This is a genomic window from Rothia sp. HMSC076D04 (assembly GCF_001814645.1).
Classification (GTDB): domain Bacteria; phylum Actinomycetota; class Actinomycetes; order Actinomycetales; family Micrococcaceae; genus Rothia; species Rothia mucilaginosa.
Window position 1 is genome coordinate 60725 of sequence record NZ_KV817364.1, and the last position, 17136, is coordinate 77860.

10 protein-coding genes are annotated in these 17136 nt (G+C 58.7%); 7 read left to right on the forward strand and 3 right to left on the reverse strand.

Annotated features, from left to right (window positions below; all coding sequences use genetic code 11):
• Positions 1-115: 115 nt before the first annotated feature.
• On the reverse strand, positions 116-778 hold the full coding sequence (locus HMPREF2980_RS01970; RefSeq protein ID WP_070599145.1) for a biliverdin-producing heme oxygenase: 663 nt from the start codon (positions 776-778) through the stop codon (positions 116-118).
• A gap of 238 nt (positions 779-1016) precedes the next feature.
• On the opposite strand from HMPREF2980_RS01970, the gene HMPREF2980_RS01975 reads away from it, so the two are divergent.
• From HMPREF2980_RS01975 to HMPREF2980_RS02005, 7 genes are all read left to right on the forward strand, one after another.
• Positions 1017-3419 (forward strand): HtaA domain-containing protein, encoded by a 2403-nt coding sequence (locus tag HMPREF2980_RS01975; RefSeq protein ID WP_070689943.1) that lies wholly within the window; start codon positions 1017-1019, stop codon positions 3417-3419.
• Positions 3420-3602: 183 nt separating this feature from the next.
• Positions 3603-4766 carry a heme/hemin ABC transporter substrate-binding protein gene (locus tag HMPREF2980_RS01980; protein ID WP_070689945.1) on the forward strand — a complete coding sequence of 388 codons (1164 nt, stop codon included), beginning with the start codon at positions 3603-3605 and terminating at the stop codon, positions 4764-4766.
• The gene (locus HMPREF2980_RS01985; protein WP_005507200.1) at positions 4766-5845 is read left to right on the forward strand and encodes a FecCD family ABC transporter permease; all 1080 of its coding nucleotides are present in this window, start codon (positions 4766-4768) and stop codon (positions 5843-5845) included. Before HMPREF2980_RS01980 ends, HMPREF2980_RS01985 begins: the two co-directional genes overlap by 1 nt.
• Positions 5842-6612 carry a heme ABC transporter ATP-binding protein gene (locus HMPREF2980_RS01990; protein WP_070689948.1) on the forward strand — a complete coding sequence of 257 codons (771 nt, stop codon included), beginning with the start codon at positions 5842-5844 and terminating at the stop codon, positions 6610-6612. The genes HMPREF2980_RS01985 and HMPREF2980_RS01990 overlap by 4 nt, the downstream gene beginning before the upstream one ends.
• A 258-nt stretch (positions 6613-6870) precedes the next feature.
• Positions 6871-9429 carry an HAD-IC family P-type ATPase gene (locus HMPREF2980_RS01995; protein ID WP_070688100.1) on the forward strand — a complete coding sequence of 853 codons (2559 nt, stop codon included), beginning with the start codon at positions 6871-6873 and terminating at the stop codon, positions 9427-9429.
• Between the two features lie 608 nt (positions 9430-10037).
• Complete coding sequence (locus tag HMPREF2980_RS02000) at positions 10038-12110, forward strand: glucose PTS transporter subunit IIA (protein WP_070689950.1); 2073 nt, start codon at positions 10038-10040, stop codon at positions 12108-12110.
• A gap of 209 nt (positions 12111-12319) precedes the next feature.
• Positions 12320-13348, forward strand: a complete 1029-nt coding sequence (locus HMPREF2980_RS02005; RefSeq protein WP_246823641.1) for a dihydrodipicolinate synthase — start codon at positions 12320-12322, stop codon at positions 13346-13348.
• A 168-nt stretch (positions 13349-13516) separates the two neighbouring features.
• Here HMPREF2980_RS02005 and HMPREF2980_RS02010 read toward each other — a convergent pair whose 3' ends face one another.
• On the reverse strand, positions 13517-15220 hold the full coding sequence (locus HMPREF2980_RS02010) for an ABC transporter family substrate-binding protein (RefSeq protein ID WP_049353422.1): 1704 nt from the start codon (positions 15218-15220) through the stop codon (positions 13517-13519).
• Positions 15221-15469: 249 nt separating this feature from the next.
• Positions 15470-17136 (reverse strand): ABC transporter family substrate-binding protein (locus tag HMPREF2980_RS02015; protein WP_070689952.1); only part of this gene is annotated, 1667 nt, incomplete at its 5' end.

Consider the following 17136-nt stretch of genomic DNA (forward strand, 5'->3'; position numbering starts at 1 on the left):
CCGAAAGGGGCGGATGCTTGTGAAAGCATCCGCCCCTTTTGTTATGCCCGCTGGCTTGTGCGTTGAGCGGTGAGAGGTTGTGCGTTGAGGCGTTCTGTTTATGCGCGTTCTGGGTTTATGCCTCGGCGACCTTGCGGCCCAGCTGCGCGAACAGGGAGGCGTTAATGCGGAAGCCTTCGATGCATTCTTCGATGAGGGCTTCGCGCTGTTCGTCGGTCAGGGGTGCGTTGTCGAGCAGTTCGCGGTAGCCGTCCTTGAAGACCTTGGGCTTGGGCAGTTCGGTGAAGCGGTACATGCTCAGCGCTTCGGCGGGGATGCCGTAGTGGCGGTTGACGAGCGCTGCGACTGCCTGGCCGCCGGAGAGGTCACCGAGGTAGCGCAGGTAGTGGTGTGCGAGGTAGCGTTCGGGGGAGTTGATGGTGGCGCGGATACGCTCTACGTATTCTGCGGTTGCGGGCAGGGGCGCGTCGATGTCGCCTTCCTGGCCGAGTGCGCGGATGTCTGCACGGATGTATTCTGCGCGGTCGAGGCCGGGGTGGGTGAAGGGTTCGGTGATGGGGCTGGGTTCTGCGCGGTAGTGTTCGGAGACTGCTTCGAGTGCTTCGTAGATGTGCACGTACTGGTTGATGAGGCGCAGGTATGCCTCGGTGTTGAGGGAGCCGCCCATGAGATCTTCCATGAAGGTGGAGTGTTCGGCGTTGTCGTGGACGTGCTTGGTGCTTTCCTTCAGGCGTGCGGAGAAGCGTTCCTGGGTGGTTTCGGGGGCGGTAATAGTCATTGTGAGTTCCTAAAGTGGCTTGTGGGTGAACAATAAATGTTTTAGTGACACCATGTCACCAAAACCTGTTAATGACATATTGTCACCAAAAACCGGTTTTGGCAATAGCTCTCGCAAAAAATTTGCTAAGGTAAACCTCATACACAAGTCACCCCAGGCATTAAGTTACACAAACATAGGCTAATAGGGCTAGACTTGATACGAACACCACAATCACAAAATTCAAGGAGACACCGAAATGTCTACCCCCTCTCTCACCAAGCGCACTTGGGCGTTCTTGGCTTCAGCAACCATCGGCCTCAGCGGCGTCGCTGGCGTACCCGCGGCCTTCGCAGCTGAAACCAACTCCCACGTCAGCACCGGTGAGGTAGCCGCAGCCTCAGAGCAGAGCCTGCAGGACGTCACCGTCAACTGGGGCCTGAAGAAGTCCTTCCGTTCCTACATCAACGGTCCCTTCTCCCAGGGCTCCCAGGAACTGACCGGCGTCACCACCAACGAAGACGGCTCCTACCACTTCACCTCCGCCAAAGGCACCGTAGCCAACGGCGAATACTCGGTCACCTTCACCGGCTCCTCGATTCACTACACCGCTCACCACGGTCTGCTGGAAGTCATCATCTCCGACCTCTCCGTCACCATTAAGGACGGCGTGGGCACCGTGCGCGCCAACGTTCAGTCGCGCCCCTACAACGGCAACACCACCCCGAACGACCTGGTCGAAACCAAGAACATGACCCTCGGCACTTTCAATGCCTCCGGTCTGAAGGTTGAGGGTAACACCATCACCCTGCCCAGCGTTGACGAGGAAAACGGCACCCGCGTCAAGCTTTCCGAAGAGGCAACCGGCGCCTTCGCGGGCTTCTACAAGGCAGGTCAGGAGCTGGATGCACTCGGCTTCTCCGCAACCATCGTGACTAAGGAAGCACCCGCGCCGAGCCCTGAGCCCAGCACTGAACCCAGCGCCGAGCCGAGTGCTGCGCCGACCGCAGAGCCGACTGCTGCGCCCAGCAGCGAGCCTTCCTCCGCACCGACCAGCGAGGCACCCAAGCCCACAGACCCCAAGCCCGCAGACCCCAAGCCTGCAGAGCCCACTTCTGCAGCGCCGAGCGTAGCCCCCACCTCCGCGGCACCCTCCTCCCCCGCCGCAACCACCGAGCCCAAGCGTGAAGAAAAGGTCACCGGCAACGTCGTCGAGTCCGGCACCCTCAGCTGGGATATCCGCGAGTCCTTCCTGAAGTACCTGACCAGCTTCGCGCACGGCTCCGTGAACGTTGAGGGCATGGAGAAGACCGCAGCTGGCGGCTTCAAGTACACTCAGGCATCCGGCGTGTACAACCCCGAGACCAAGACCGGTCAGATCAACTTCGCGGGCACCGCAGAGTTCACCGGCCACAACGGTCAGCTCAAGAGCACCATCAAGAACATGCGCCTGGTCGTCGTCAACGGCAAGGGCACCCTGGTCGCTGACGTTGACGCGCTGACCCGCGACGGCAAGTCCGTTTCTAAGACCGGCCTGGCTATCGCCGAGGTAGACCTCTCCGGCGCGAGCGTGAAGGACGGCGTCTTCTCGGCGCAGAACGCAGCAGTCGCGCTCACCGCTGAAGGTTCTGACGTGCTCTTCGCGGGCCAGTACCGCGGTGCCGACAACGCCATGGCACCGCTGAGCTTCTCCGTAAAGCTCAGCGAGCAGACCGCGGAGAACACCGTTGAGGTTCCCCGCGTCTCTGAGAACAAGTCCTCCGATAACAAGGGTTCTGAGAACGGCTCCTCCGATAACAGCTCCTCGAACACCTCCGGTAACTCCGGCACTAACGGCTCCGGTTCTGGCGGTTCGGCAGGCACCTCCGGCAGCGTTTCTAACGGCGGTTCCTCCTCGAACGGTTCTGTCAGCAACAACCCGGCACAGCCGGTCTGCGTACCCGTCACCCGCACCCGCGAGGTGCAGGAGCAGGGCGCATCCGACGGCACCATTAAGAGCGCAAACCTTGGCTGGGGCGTGCGTGATTCCTTCCGCAACTACGTGCGCGGCGGCATCGCGAACGGTAGCTGGGAGCTGAACGGCACCTCCTACTCTTCGGATGCGTTCAACTGGTCTAACGGCACCGGCACCTTCAAGAACGGTAAGGGTTCCATCTCCTTCAGCGGTTCGGTTCGTTTCACCGGTCACCACGGCATTCTGGACACCACCATTGCGAACCCGCGCCTTGAGATTAACGGCAATTCCGGCACTCTCTACGCGACCATGAACAGCAATGATCCCTCCGGCAAGGCAACTAACTACGGTGAGGTGGCACTGCTGAAGGTGGATCTTTCGGGTCTGCAGAGCTCCTCTGACGCTGTGAGCGTCAACGGTGCGGCAACCACCCTGACCGCTGAGGGCGCGAAGGCGTTCGCTGGCTTCTACGATGCCGGTAAGGACATGGCTCCGCTGAGCTTCTCCGCAGCGATTAACGGCGCGAAGACCACCACCAAGACCGTGTCCGAGACCGTCTACGAGGGTGAGGGTTGCGACCCGGTCACCGGCAAGCCTCTGGCTTCCACCGGCGCCTCCGGTGTTGAGGGCACCCTGGTTGCAGGCTTCATCGCTGTTGCAGCCGGCGCGGGTACCGTCGTGTACACTCGCCGCCGCAAGAAGGCATAACGGCACCTCACGAGGATGCCCACACTGTCGGCTCGCCCGTGAGACTCAACCATGAGGTTCACCGGTAAGCCGACACGGCCCGTGCGGGGGTGCAGATTTTCACTGCACCCCCGCTTCAGGTGCCAGGTTTTACCCCGGCGCCTACCCCAGTTTTTCTAGCTTCCCTTTTTCTGTGAGACGACGATGTTTTCTTCCCTTTCTTCTTCTGCCCTGAACCGCCGCGATGCAGTGAAGTATGCGGCGTTCTCCATCACTTCCGCTTTTCTGCTGAGCTCTTGCGGTGTGGGTACTCAGAACCCGGCCGCTTCTTCAAGTGCTTCGCAGGCTGTGGTGGATGAGCAGAGCACTCGCACCGTTTTGGAGAACCTTGCCGATCAGTTGCGTTCTTCTATTGCCCCTGATCAGAAGGCTCTGCGCGGCCCCAATAGCGCCGCAGATACCCCCGAAATTCAGCCGATGGTTGATACCCCCACTCCGGCTTTCCCCGTGACGTTCAAGGATTTCAACGGCACCGAGGTAACCGTTAAGTCCGCTGACCGTGTGCTGGCGCTGGACCTGTACGGCACTCTGGCTCAGCAGATGATTGCGCTGGGTCTGGGCGGTCGTCTGGTTGGCCGTGTCACCTCCTCGACGGAGCAGTCTCTGGCTCATCTGCCGCTGGTGACCCAGAACGGTCACGACCTGAACGCTGAGGCGATTCTGGCGACCTCCCCGGACCTGGTGCTGTGGGATAAGAGCAACGGCCCGATTGAGATTGTGGATCAGCTGCGCGCTGCGGGCGTGACCGTGGTGGTCTTCGATCATGAGCGTCGTATGGATAAGATCATTCCGCAGCTCAAGGCTGTTGCGCAGGCGCTGGGTGTTCCAGAGGCGGGCGAGCAGGTTGCTGCCCGCGTGCAGAAGGACCTGGATTATGCCCTGCAGGTGCTCAAGGACGTCGCCCCGAAGGGTGAGCAGCAGGTGTCGTTCGCGTTCCTGTACGTGCGCGGTACCGCTGGCGTGTTCTTTGTGCTCGGCAAGGGTTCGGGCGCTGACGATTTGATTCAGGCTATTGGCGGCAAGGATGTGGCGTCTGAGCAGAACGCGACGAATATTATTCCGGCGACCAGTGAGGCGCTGGTGAAGCTGAACCCCGACGTCATTCTGACCATGAGCGGCGGCATTAAGTCCACCGGCGGTTTGGATGGTTTCTTGGCTCGCCCGGGTGTGGGTGAGACGACTGCCGGTAAGAATAAGCGCATTATCGATATGGGTGACGGCCAGATTCTGTCCTATGGCCCGAATACTCCGGCGGTGTTGCTCTCGCTGGCTAAGGCTGCGTACTCGACTCCTGCGGGGGGCCAGTAGTGGCTGCCGTGAAGAGTGCGGCGGGTGCGCGGGATTATCGTGCTTCACGTCGGCGTCGTGCCGGTCTGACGTTTACGTTTTTGGCGGTGGCACTGTGCGTTGTGATGGTGCTGTCTGCGGGTTTGGGTCAGTACAATATCCCGACTGATCAGGTGGTTGCTTCTGTGGGCCGCCGCCTGGGTCTTGCGCCGGAGAACCCGGCGATGCAGCTGGCGGATAGCACTCTGTGGAATATCCGTTTCCCGCGTGTGCTGTTGGGCGTGCTGGTGGGTGCCGCTTTGGGTACTTCCGGTGCGGTGATGCAGTCGGTGTTTGGTAACCCGTTGGCTGAGCCGGGCGTGATTGGTGTTTCCTCGGGTGCGGCGGTTGGCGCGTGTTTATCGATTGTGTTGAACCTGCAGTTCTTCGGTATTTTCACGACTCCTGCATTCGCGTTTGTGGGTGCGTTGGCGGCTACTGCGCTGGTGTATTTCCTGTCGCGTTCTTCGGGTCGTGCGAAGGTCCTGTCGATGATTTTGACGGGTATTGCGGTGACCGCGGTGGCGAATGCGATTATTGCGTTCCTCATGTTTATTGCTGATACGACGAGCCGCGATCAGATTGTGTTCTGGCAGATGGGTTCGCTGAACGGTTCTACATGGAAGGCTGTGGCGAGCGTATGGCCGGTTATTCTGATTGGCTTGGTGGCATGTTTTGTGATGGCTTCTTCGCTGGATGTTCTGGCGTTGGGTGAGCGTGCGGCGCAGCATTCGGGCGTGAACGTGGAGCGTCTGCGTGCGGTGTCTATTGCGGCGACGGCTTTGTTGACGGGTGCTGCGGTGGCGTATGCGGGCATTATTGCGTTTATTGGTCTGATTATTCCTCACCTGTTGCGCATGATTTTGGGTCCGTCGAATCGTGTGTTGTTGCCGGCTTCGGCATTGGGTGGCGCGCTGTTGATTGCCCTGTCTGATTTGGGTGCGCGTACGCTGGTGCCTTTTGCCGATTTGCCGATTGGTATTTTTACGGCTTTGGTGGGCGGCCCGACGTTCTTCGTGTTGTTGCGTCGTTCCCTGGGTCAGGGCGGAGGTGCTTCGTGAGTGAGTTGTTGAGCCTGTCCGGTGTGTGTTTTAACGCTGGTGGGCGTCAGATTTTGAATGATGTGTCTCTGTCGGTTGCTGCGGGCGAGGTTGTGTCGCTGATTGGCCCTAATGGTGCCGGTAAGTCGACTCTGTTGGGTGTGATTGCAGGTGATATTGCGCCCAGTAGCGGTGAGATTCTGCTGGATGGCACCCCGCTGGGTTCGATTCCTGCCCGTCAGATGGCGCGTCAGCGTGCGATGCTGTTGCAGAAGTTGAATGTGGCGTTTTCGTACACGGTGCATGAGGTGGTTCAGATGGGCCGCACCCCGTGGAAGGGCACGGAGCGCGCTGAAGAGGATGACGCCGTGGTTGCTTCGATGATGGAGCGTACGTCGGTGACTCATTTGTCGGATCGCGATATTACGACCCTGTCCGGTGGTGAGAGTGGCCGTGCGCATTTGGCGCGTGTGTTCGCTCAGCAGACCCCGCTGATTCTTTTGGATGAGCCGACTGCGGCGTTGGATATTACGCATCAGGAGCAGACGTTGCGGGTGAGCCGTGAGTTGGCTGCTGAGGGTGCTGCGGTGTTGACGGTACTTCATGACTTGGATGTGGCGGCTGCGTATTCTGACCGTATGGTGTTGTTGCGTGGTGGTGAGGTGGTTGCTTCGGGCACCCCTGAGCAGGTGTGTTCGGCGGAGTTGTTGTCTGAGGTGTATCAGCATCCGATTGAGGTGTTGAGGCATCCGGTGACGAATCGTTTGTTGATTCTGCCGGAACGCTGAGTCTGCTAGCGCGCTGAGTCTGCTGGCTTACTGGTTTTACAGGGGCGTTAGCGAACCATCCGCAAACACTTTCCACCTCAAAACATGCCAGTATTCGCATATATTAAATCTCCGTTCTGGAATGACTGTAAATATCAGTTCATTACAGGGCGGAGATTATCTTTATCCCCTCCTGCACGGATACACTGAAAGGTAATGTCCGCAATACTGAACTCTATTCAGTTCAGCATTCCATCCATTCGAGAAAGAGACCCCCGCATGGATCCTCAGCAGAAAACGGCAGCGCCTGCCGTTGCCGGCTACATTCCCGAATATTCTGAAACACCGCATAGCGGATCTTTCGATATTGCCCAGCACGGTTTGAGCAGCGATGATGTTGCTCGCCTGACTGCTGAAGGTAGGGTCAATACCCAGAATAATAAGTCTTCTCGCACGCTGTGGAGCATTATGCGTGCGCACCTGTTCACGGTCTTCAACTTTGTGTTGGGTGCCTGTGGTGCCGTGGTGATCATGTACCAGCGTTGGGCTGATTTGCTCTTCCTGGGGGCTGTTATCGCTAACGTGGTGATTGGTTTTGTGCAGGAGTACAAGGCGAAGCTTGAGCTGGACCGCATCTCCCTGCTGGACCGCTCCCCCGCTACTGCCGTGCGTGACGGTAAGAGCGTTGAGGTTCCGATGGAGCAGCTGGTTGAGGGTGACGTTGTCATCCTCAAGCGCGGCGATCAGGTTCCGGCGGATGCTGTTGTGCTCACCTCCGATTCTTTGGAGCTGGATGAGTCCCTGCTGACCGGTGAGAACGACCCGATTGCTAAGCGCCCCGGCGATATGGTGCTGTCGGCGTCGAGTGTGCTGGGTGGTACCGGCCGCGTCCTGCTCTCTCACGTGGGTGCGAATTCTCGTGCAAGCAAGATTTCTGATGAGGCGCGCCAGTTCTCGCGTATTCAGTCTGAGCTGCGTGATGCGTTGAACCGTGTGGTCCGCTGGATTACGGTGGGTCTTGCGATCATTATTCCTGTGGTGTCGTGGGGTCAGATTCAGGCGGCTGGTGGCCTGGAGACCGTGCAGCAGAACCACCTGTGGGAGCAGGTTTCTATTGCTGTGGTGTCCTCGGTTGCTTCGATGATTCCGCAGGGTCTGGCGCTGATGACTACTCTGGCGTTTGCGGCGGCGGCTGTGGCGCTGGGTCGTAAGCACAACATCCTGGTGCAGGAGCAGCCTGCGGTTGAGGTTCTGGCTCGTGTGGATGTGGTCTGCTTCGATAAGACCGGCACCCTGACTGAGGGTGGCGTGATTTTTGATTCGGTGCGCCCGCTGGACACCGTTGCTGAGGCTGAGGGCCCGGATGCTGACTCGGCGGAGCACACTTCTTGGCGTGCTTCTCTGCCTGCCGGTTGGAATGAGGCGCTGGCGTGGTTTGGTCACGATGAGAACGCGAACCCGACCGCTGCAGCTCTGACCGGTGGCTTCCCGGATGCTTCTTCGGCGTCGGTGAGCGGTATTGTGCCGTTCTCCTCGGCTCTGCGTTTTAGCGCGATTGAGTTTAAGGATTCGGGCGCGTGGCTTCTGGGTGCTCCGGAGGCGCTTCTCGCCAAGGGCACCGCTGAGCGTGAGCGTGCCGCCGAGCTGGCGGCGCTGGGTCTGCGCACGATGGTTTTGGCGCATGCTTCTGCGGTGGTTCGCAATGAGAAGGATGAGCCGATCCAGAAGATCCCGTCGGATGCTACCCCGGTTCTGTTCGTGATTTTCCGTGAGAATGTGCGAGCGGATGCGCCTGAAATTGTGGAGTATTTCCACCGTCAGGGTGTGACTCTGAAGGTCTTCTCGGGTGATAACCCGTTCACTGTGGCTGCGGCTGCGAAGACTGCGGGCATGGATACTTCTGCGGGCGCGGTTGATGCGTCGACTCTGCCTGAGAACGGTCCGGAGCTTGCTGAGGCTGCGGCTACTCACAATATTTTCGGTCGTGTGTCGCCCGAGCAGAAGAAGAACATGGTGATTGCTCTGAAGGAGCGCGGCCATGTGGTGGCGATGACCGGTGATGGCATTAATGACGCTCTGGCGCTTAAGCATGCAAGCTTGGGTATTGCGATGGGTAACGCTGCTCCGGCGACGAAGGCTGTTTCTCGCCTGGTTCTTTTGGACGGTAAGTTCTCGTCTCTGCCGGCTGCGCTGGAGCAGGGCCGTCAGGTCATTACGAACATTGAGATGGTGGCGAACCTGTTCTTGACGAAGACTGGCTTCGCGATTCTTCTGGGCGTTCTGTTCAGCCTCTTCGGTTTGACCTTCCCGTTCTTGCCGCGTCAGTACTCGACTGCGGACTTCTTGATTGTGGGTGCGTCGTCCTTCGCGTTGACTCTGTTGCCGAATTCGCGCCGTTATGTGCCGGGCTTCTTGCGCCGCGTGCTGAATTACACGGTTCCGAACTCGATTATTGTGGTTGCGATGCTGTTGGCGGTGACGTTCACGGCTCGCGGCATGGGTGTTGAGGATATCCGTCAGGTTCAGACGGCTTCGTTCATTACCCTGGTGATGATGGGTCTGTGGAACTTGGCTGCGGTGGCTCGTCCGTTCAACCGTGCTCGTGTTCTGCTGTTTGGTGCGTTGCTTGCGGTGTTCTTCGCGGCGTTGTTCGTGCCGATTCTGGTGGAGTACCACCAGTTCGTTACTGTGCTTCCGCATCTGCTGTGGACGGCTCTGGGTGCCGGTGCTCTGGGTGCCGCGCTGATTGAGGTGAATGCGCATCGTAACCGCCGTTGGCAGAAGCGTAATTACCCTGAGTTGGAGGTTGCTCCGCTGAATTTCTTCCCGGCTAAGTAGTTAGTCGGAAAGGTAGCTACTTCGGTAGCGTGTGGGCCCCGTATCTTGTGGATGCGGGGCCCTTCCGCGTCTTCATGAGCGCCGTCTTCGAAAGTGCCCGGTCCGGGGCGTATCTGGGCGTACCGGAGGGCTCTGGGACCCTGCCTAGGCTTTGCCTGAGCCCTGCTGGATTTCCAGCCGGGAGGCTCCCCGCAGTCAGCGCCGAGAGCGTGTCTCAGCTATTCTCAGCTATCACTTGGGTGAAACATTTAACAGCTTCTGATAGCTTTTGCCTCTCACCTTGCTCTTAACCTGGGAAAACCCTTAGAGTTACAGGGAACTATTTGAGAAGGGAAACCTTCTTCAGGGTTGTTACTGGTTTGGCAGGCAAGACCTGAGTTACTCAACACCGTATGGGACGGCAGCATATATCTGCCGAGAATCCCCTCTATTTGCTGTACCGAAGCTCCATAGTGGGCACGAGTGTAGTGCTTCCGGTGGTCGAGAGACTCGGGTCTTTTGTGTTTTCTGGACGTGTTTTCCGGGGCTTTTCGGCTACCGCAGCGTCAGGTAGGCACAGCCTCCGGCAACAACCGCATAGACATTGACCGCATATCTAAGGAAGTATCGTGAATAACCGCGAACTTGGCGAGAAGATTCTTGACGGCCTGGGTGGCCCCGAGAACATCGCGCACATTACTCACTGTGCAACCCGCCTTCGTGTCACTCCTGTGTCTAACGATGCAGTGCAGAACAAGAAGATTGAGAGCCTGCCCGGCGTTCTCTCTGTGATTGAGCAGTCCGGCCAGACTCAGGTTGTTCTGGGCGAGCGCGTTGAGGCTGTGTACAACGAGATCAACGCTCTGCCTTCTATGTCCGGCCACGCTGAGGGTGACACCAAGGTTGAGGCTGAAGGCAAGAAGTCCGGCTGGCTTACCAACGTCTTCGACGTTCTGTCTGACTCCTTCCGTCCTCTGCTGTGGGCACTTCTGGGTACCTCGATGATTCTGACCCTGATTGTGTTCCTGCAGCAGCTGGGCTTCTTCGGCCAGTACACTGACTTGACCGGTCAGAGCGTGAACATTGACATCATTAACGGTGCTCGTGTGGCTGACCCCGAGGCTGCTAAGGCGCTGAACACCCAGTGGATGCAGCAGTTTGCTTTCTGGTACATCCTGAAGGCTGCTTCGCTGTCGGTTCTGAACTTCATGCCTATCATGCTGGGTGCTACCGCTGCTAAGCGTCTGGGCGCGAACATGTGGGTTGGTGCGGCTATCCCCGCTGCACTGATGACCGGTACCTTCACCGATTTGACTGCTCTTGCTGACCCCGCCACTAAGATTCTGAACGTTCCGTTCTTCGGTATGGATCTGCCGCTGTACGCATTCAGCTACACCGGTCAGGTCTTCCCCCCGCTGCTGGCTGTTGCTCTGCTGGCTCCGTTTGAGCGCTTCCTGAAGAAGGTTATTCCTTCGATGCTGCAGATGGTGTTCGTGCCGATGATTTCGGTCATCGTTCTGGTTCCGGTGACCGCGTTCCTGGTTGGCCCCATCGGTATCGGTGTTGCTATGGGCATCTCTGACTTCCTGAAGATGGTTAACGACCAGGCTCCGGCTCTGGTTGGTGCTCTGATTGCTGGTCTGTACCTGTTCATGGTTCCGCTGGGTCTGCACTGGCCGCTGAACGCTGTCATGATTAACAACCTGCAGACCATGGGTACTGACTTCATTCAGTCCCCGATGGGTGCTTACAACTTCGCTGTGTTCGGTGTTGTGACCGGTGTGGCTATTAAGGCTAAGCACGACCGCGAGCTGCGCCAGACCGCTGTTGGTGCGTCGATGTCCGGTCTGCTCGGTGGTATTTCTGAGCCGTCCCTGTACGGTGTTGTGCTCCGCTACAAGCGCGTGATCCCGATTATTCTGGTTCCCGCTGTTATTGGTGGCGCTACCATTTCCTTCCTGGGCGTTAAGTCCTACGCGTTCGCGTTCACTTCGCTGCTGTCGATTCCGGCTATGCAGCCCTCGTACCTGTACGTGATTGGTCTGGCTATTGCGTTCTTCGGCGCTATGACCGGTGTTCTGCTGTTCGGTTACGAGTCGAAGGCTGACGCTGTAAGGCACGCTGCGGAGCGTAAGGCTGAGGATGCTGAGGCCGTTCCTAAGGCTGAGGCTGTTGCCGCTAAGGCTGCTCCGGCTACTGCCGCTACTGCGACCGCCGCTGCTGCACCCGCTGCTTCCGCTGGTGAGGTCATTGAGCTGCACGCTCCGATTGAGGGTACTGCTGTTGCTCTGTCTGATGTTCCGGACCCGATTTTCGCTGCAGGCAAGCTGGGCGAGGGTGTGGCGATTGAGCCGACCGGTACCACTGTTGTTGCTCCCGCAGCCGGTAAGGTTGCTGCAACCTACCCCTCGGGCCACGCTGTGGGTCTGAAGCTGGAGAACGGCATTGAGCTGCTGATTCACGTTGGTCTGGATACCGTGAACCTGGACGGTAAGGGCTTCAGCGTGAAGGTTGCTAAGGGCGATGTTGTTGCTGCTGGCGACGCTCTGATTGAGTTCGATCCTGAGGTTATCAAGGAGGCGGGTTACCCGCTGATTACCCCGGTGATTGTGACCAACACCCGCAAGTTCGCTGAGGTTAAGGGTCTGCCGGGCGTTGCTCACCAGAACCTGAGCACTGTCCTGAAGGTGACCACTAAGTAGTTCCCTTTATAGGCTCTAAGGGGCCCCACCATTGTGGTGGGGCCCCTTTCCTTATGCCCACCTTTCCTGATGCCCTGCTTCCTGATGTGCTGATTCTTTGAGCCGGGTCTGCTGGACCGGGTTTGCTGGGGTTTAGGCACTAGCCGGGGGTATTTCTGCTAATGTAAGAATACACTCAACAAGGAAGTTCTCAAGTGATAGGGAATACGATGATGTCTTCTGATACTAGGACATGGGATACCGGAGTGTGGGAAGAGCAGCAAAAAGAGCTACGCGCTCTTTCTCCTGTTCGGCGGCTGATGCGCCGGCTCAATCTTGAGGCGCTCGTCTATGAGTCTGCGCCGTTCCCGGTTCTGCTGCGTAAGCTCTCCGCGCTGATTCCAGCCTGCCTTCTGTGGTGGGTTATCTACGAACCGCACCGGCTTGCTTCCTCCACCAGCCTCCCCGAGGGCACTCACGCTATTACGTTGCTCCCCGGAGCCTGGGGTGACCCCGCTACGGGGGCTTATGGAGGTCTTCCTGACCTGCCGGGCGTCCTCGTGCGCTGGGTGCTGTGCATCGCGGCAATGGTGGCTGTCGTTCATGTCTGTGGCGTCAAGGCGAAGGGCCAGAGCTTCACCATTCCTCACGATGCGCGTTCACGGTTGATTGCACTGATGCAGGCTCTGGGCATTTTCGGTGCCTTTGCGCTGGTCGTCTGGATTGAGTACATGATGACTCCGCTGACCCTCATGTTTGAAACCGTGTACGCGGGCCCGACCGCCGTCTATAGCGGCGACGGCATGATTCCCCTGCACCTGTTTCTGTCCTCGTCGTTGAGCGCTATTTTCTTGGGATATTTCTGCGTGAATATTCTTGCCTCGCTGAATATCCCCGGGTACCTGGGCATCCCCGCAATTATTTACGTGGGGGCGCTCCCTTGGGCTCAGGCGGAGCGGCACCAGTTCACGTTGGCGCTGGCGTGGGTCATTGCGGTGACGCTGGTGAGTTGGCTCGTGCGCGGCATGTGGGGCACTCTGCTCGCCTGCGTGGGCTATTCTCTCTGGATTGTGCTGGTGGCAACCAGCGGTGATCCGTTTGATCTGTCCGCTAATATGAGCCGTGTGCTCGTGATTTTGGGTTTCCCGCTGGCTTTCATCGTTGCTGGAGGCGGCATTTACCGTATCTTCTATCTGCGGCAGAACCCGAAGATGTTGAGGTACCTGCAGGAGCGTGCCCTGTACCTGGGCGAGTGGTAGCAGCCAGTTAGAGTGGCGCTCCCCTAGTTTTTGTAATTACATATCCCGCTAATGTATCCAGCTAAAGGACGCAGAACAAGCGGGACAGAAAAATCCCGGGCACTCTCTCGTGAGAGTACCCGGGATTTCGAGTCCTACAGGACGGCTAGAGCGTTACCGCAAGCGGTACTACTCCTGCCAGCCAACGTTGACCCAGTAGTCAGCGCTGGTGTAGCTCTGCTTGAACAGGGACGGACCGTAGTTCGCAACCTTAGCCTTGACAGCGGCGTACATCGGGCCGTTTGCGTAGGGCAGGTACACTGCGACCTTCTCGTAGTAGAGCTTCTCCGCCTCGTTAGCGATCTTGATGCGCTCGTCTTCCTTCTCGGTGTTCTGCAGCTTCTCGATGAGCTTATCAACTTCGGGGTCACCGACTCCGAACACCTCGGTGGTGAAGAAGTAGGGTGCCGAGGAAGCCAGGTCGGGCAGAACACCCCAACCGGTGAAGATTGCTTCGTAGCTCTTCTGGCCGAGCACGGAGTTGGAGTTCGACTGCGGCTGGTTGTCAGCGCTCAGGCGGATACCTGCGGACTTCAGCTGCTGCTCCAGAATCTGGTAGACCGCCTGGTAGACAGCCTCGGAACCGAAGGAGGTCAGGGCGAAGCCAGCAACCTTGCCGTTCTTAGCGTAGTAGTCGCCGGACTTGGAGTAGCCTGCGGCCTCCAGAATCTTGCCAGCTGCCTGTGCACCGGTGTCACCAGCGTAGTTGTTCTGGTAGCCCTTCTGGAACGGCATCGCAATGATGGAGCCGGGCAGCGGCTCGGTCCAGCCGAGCTGCGAGAAGTATGCCTTAGCGATCTGCTCGCGGTCCACAGAAGCGAGGATTGCGCGGCGCAGTGCCAGGTCCTCGATGCGCTTGGGGTTCAGCTGAATGATGTTGACGTTGGTGTTCTGGCTCTGGCGAATCTCGGTGCCTGCCTGGCCCTTCACAGCGTTGTAGCTGGTTGCGCCAACGAAGGTGAAGGCGTCCAGTTCGCCGTTCTTGAAGCTTGCACGGATTGCTTCGGAGTCCATCTGACGCCAGATGATGCGGTCCAGCACCGGCTTCTCGCCCCACCACTTGTCGTTCTTGACCAGGGTGAGCACCTTCTGGGAGGAGTTCCACTCGCCAACCTTGAAGGGACCTGCCCAGTACTGGTCGAGGGGCTTGTCAACGAAGCCTTCGTTGAAGAGGTTGACGTCTTCCAGGGCGGGGTGGATTGCGAAGGCGCACAGACCCTCGGAGGGGTAATACGGAGCCTTCATGGTGACCTTGACGTGGAAGTTGTCGCCGTCCACAGCCTCGATGCTCTCAACCTGCTGCCACATGGTGTTATCGGTGATGTGGTAGGGGTTGTCGGTGGTTGCGCGGTAGACCTTCCACACGGCGCGAACAGCGTTCACGTCCATGGGGGTGCCGTCGTTGAAGGCAGCCTTGGGGTTGATCTTGAAGGTCGCGGTCTGCACGCCATTGACGGTCTCGGTCTTGTGTTCGGTGCAGAACTCGGGGTTGAGGGTGCCTTCGCCTTCGGGGCTCATGGTGTAGAAGCCCATCACGGCGGGAATGTTGCAGGGTGCCAGAGCGTCCAGGTTGCTGGAGGTGTAGCCGCTCTGGGTCTGCAGGTTGAAGTTGGGGCCCAGGGCGGTAGCCGCGAGGGTCAGGGTGCCACCCTGCTTGAGGGAGGAACGGTCCTGCTTGTTGACCTGAAGGTTCTTCAGAATATCTTCAGCGTTGTTAGCGGCGCTACCGCCAACCTTTTCCTTCGAGCTGCCGCAGGCAGCCAGTAGACCAACGGTGCCGAGGGCAACGGTGCCGGTCAGGAGGGTACGGCGAGAGACAGACATGCTCTTCATGGAATTTCTCCTAGAGTATTCGCAGTGTTGTGGAGGCGGTACGCGAACGGTGCGTAACCCACACTCCAACCCGGCGGGAGGACAGTCTCTGCCGGGGTTGCGGGCAGAATGCCCACATTTGTTTTAAGTATATCCGTGCGACTCTCTTAGGAACGGGAAAGCGGCGTGCTACAGAAGGTTTTAATCCTTTTGTAACACGCCGCTGTAGCGCTTTTACCCCTTATGGAGTGTGTGAGCGGTGCTCAACGCTTAGTTTTGCTTCTCCCAACCGACGTTGATCCATACGTTCGGGTTGTAGTAGGGCAGGCCGAAGAGCATGGGGCCGTAGTTCGCCAGGCCCTTACGGCACGCCTTGAAGTTCGGGCCGTTGTGGGTGGGCACGTAGATGGCGACCTCGTCCAGGTGGCGCTTCTCCAGCTCGTTCATGATCTTGAGCTGTTCCTTCGGGTCCTCGGTGGACATCATGGTTGCTGCCAGCGAGTCCAGATCCTTACCGTGACCGTTGTTGGTCTCGGAGATGTAGAAGTAGTTCGCTGCATCCACCGGGGAGGTGGTGATGCCGTAACCGCCAGTCTTAATCGCGAAGTTCTTCGAGGAGATGATGCTCGACATTTCGGAGGCACCGTGGTTCTCGATGGTCAGTTCAACGCCGATTTCCTTCATCTGCTGGACGAGGAACTGTGCGGTGGAGCTGACAACCGGGTCGCTACCGAAGGTGATGACCGGGTAGGAGACCTTAGCGCCGTCCTTGGCGTAGTAGTCGCCGTTCTTGGTGTAGCCTGCGTCCTCAAGGATCTTGGTAGCGACGTCCTTGCCGAGCTTGGTCGGGTAGTTGTCCTGGTAGCCTTCCTGCATGGGCAGCATGCACATGGAGCCGGGCAGGGTTTCCTTCCAGCCGAGCTTCTCGTAGCGCAGCTTCTGCAGCTGCTCACGGTTGAGGGCTGCAACGAATGCGCGGCGGACGGGCAGGGGCACCTTTTCCGGGTTGATTTCGTAGTTGCCCACACTGAGAGCGCTACCCTTGCGGATGTCGGTGTTTGCCACGCCGGAGAGCTCGTTATAGGAGCTGAGGGTGCTGGCGTCCACGTAGTCGATTTCGCCATTCTTGTAAGCTGCCTGCTCTGCCTGGGAGCTCATTTCACGCCAGGTGATGCGCTCAAGAGCGGGCTTCTGGCCCCACCACTTCTCGTTGCGGACGACGGTGAGCACCTTGGAGGAGGAGTTCCACTCGCCGACCTTGAAGGGGCCTGCCCAGTACTGGTCGAGGGGCTTGTCGTTCAGGCCGTCGTTGAAGAATTTGGGATCGGCGAATGCCGGGTGCAGGAACGAGGTGAAGCTGCCTTCGATGGGGTACCAGGGCTTGGACATGGTGACCTTCACGTGGCGGGTATCGCCGTCCACAGCCTCGACGCTTGCGACCTGTTCCCAGATGGGCGAGGGGGTAATCTGGTAGTCCGAACCGGATGCCGCGGCGGTGTAGATGGTCTGGTAGCTCTTGACGGCGTTCACGTCGATGGGGGTACCGTCGTTGAAGGCTGCCTTCGGGTTGATCTTGAAGGTCACGGTCTGCACGCCGTCAACGGTCTGCGCCTTGTATTCGGTGACGTAGTCCTTGTTCATGTGCGACTCGCCGCGGAAGTCAGCGTAGAAGCCGCCGGTGAAGGCAGAGTTGATAGCCGCCTGAATATTCAGGTTACCGGCGGTGTAGCCGTTGGTGTTGAGGATGTTGAAGTTCGGGCCAATGCCGTCTGCACTCAGTCGCAGCTCGCCGCCGTCCTTGAGGGCGGAGCGGTCCTTCTCGTTGTAGGAGACTGCCTTGGAGAGGTCGTCGCCGGCGGAGAGAGCGCTGGTTTCGTTCTTGGAGGAGTTGCCGCCGCAGGCTGCGAGCAGGCCGACGGTACCCAGGGCAACGGTGC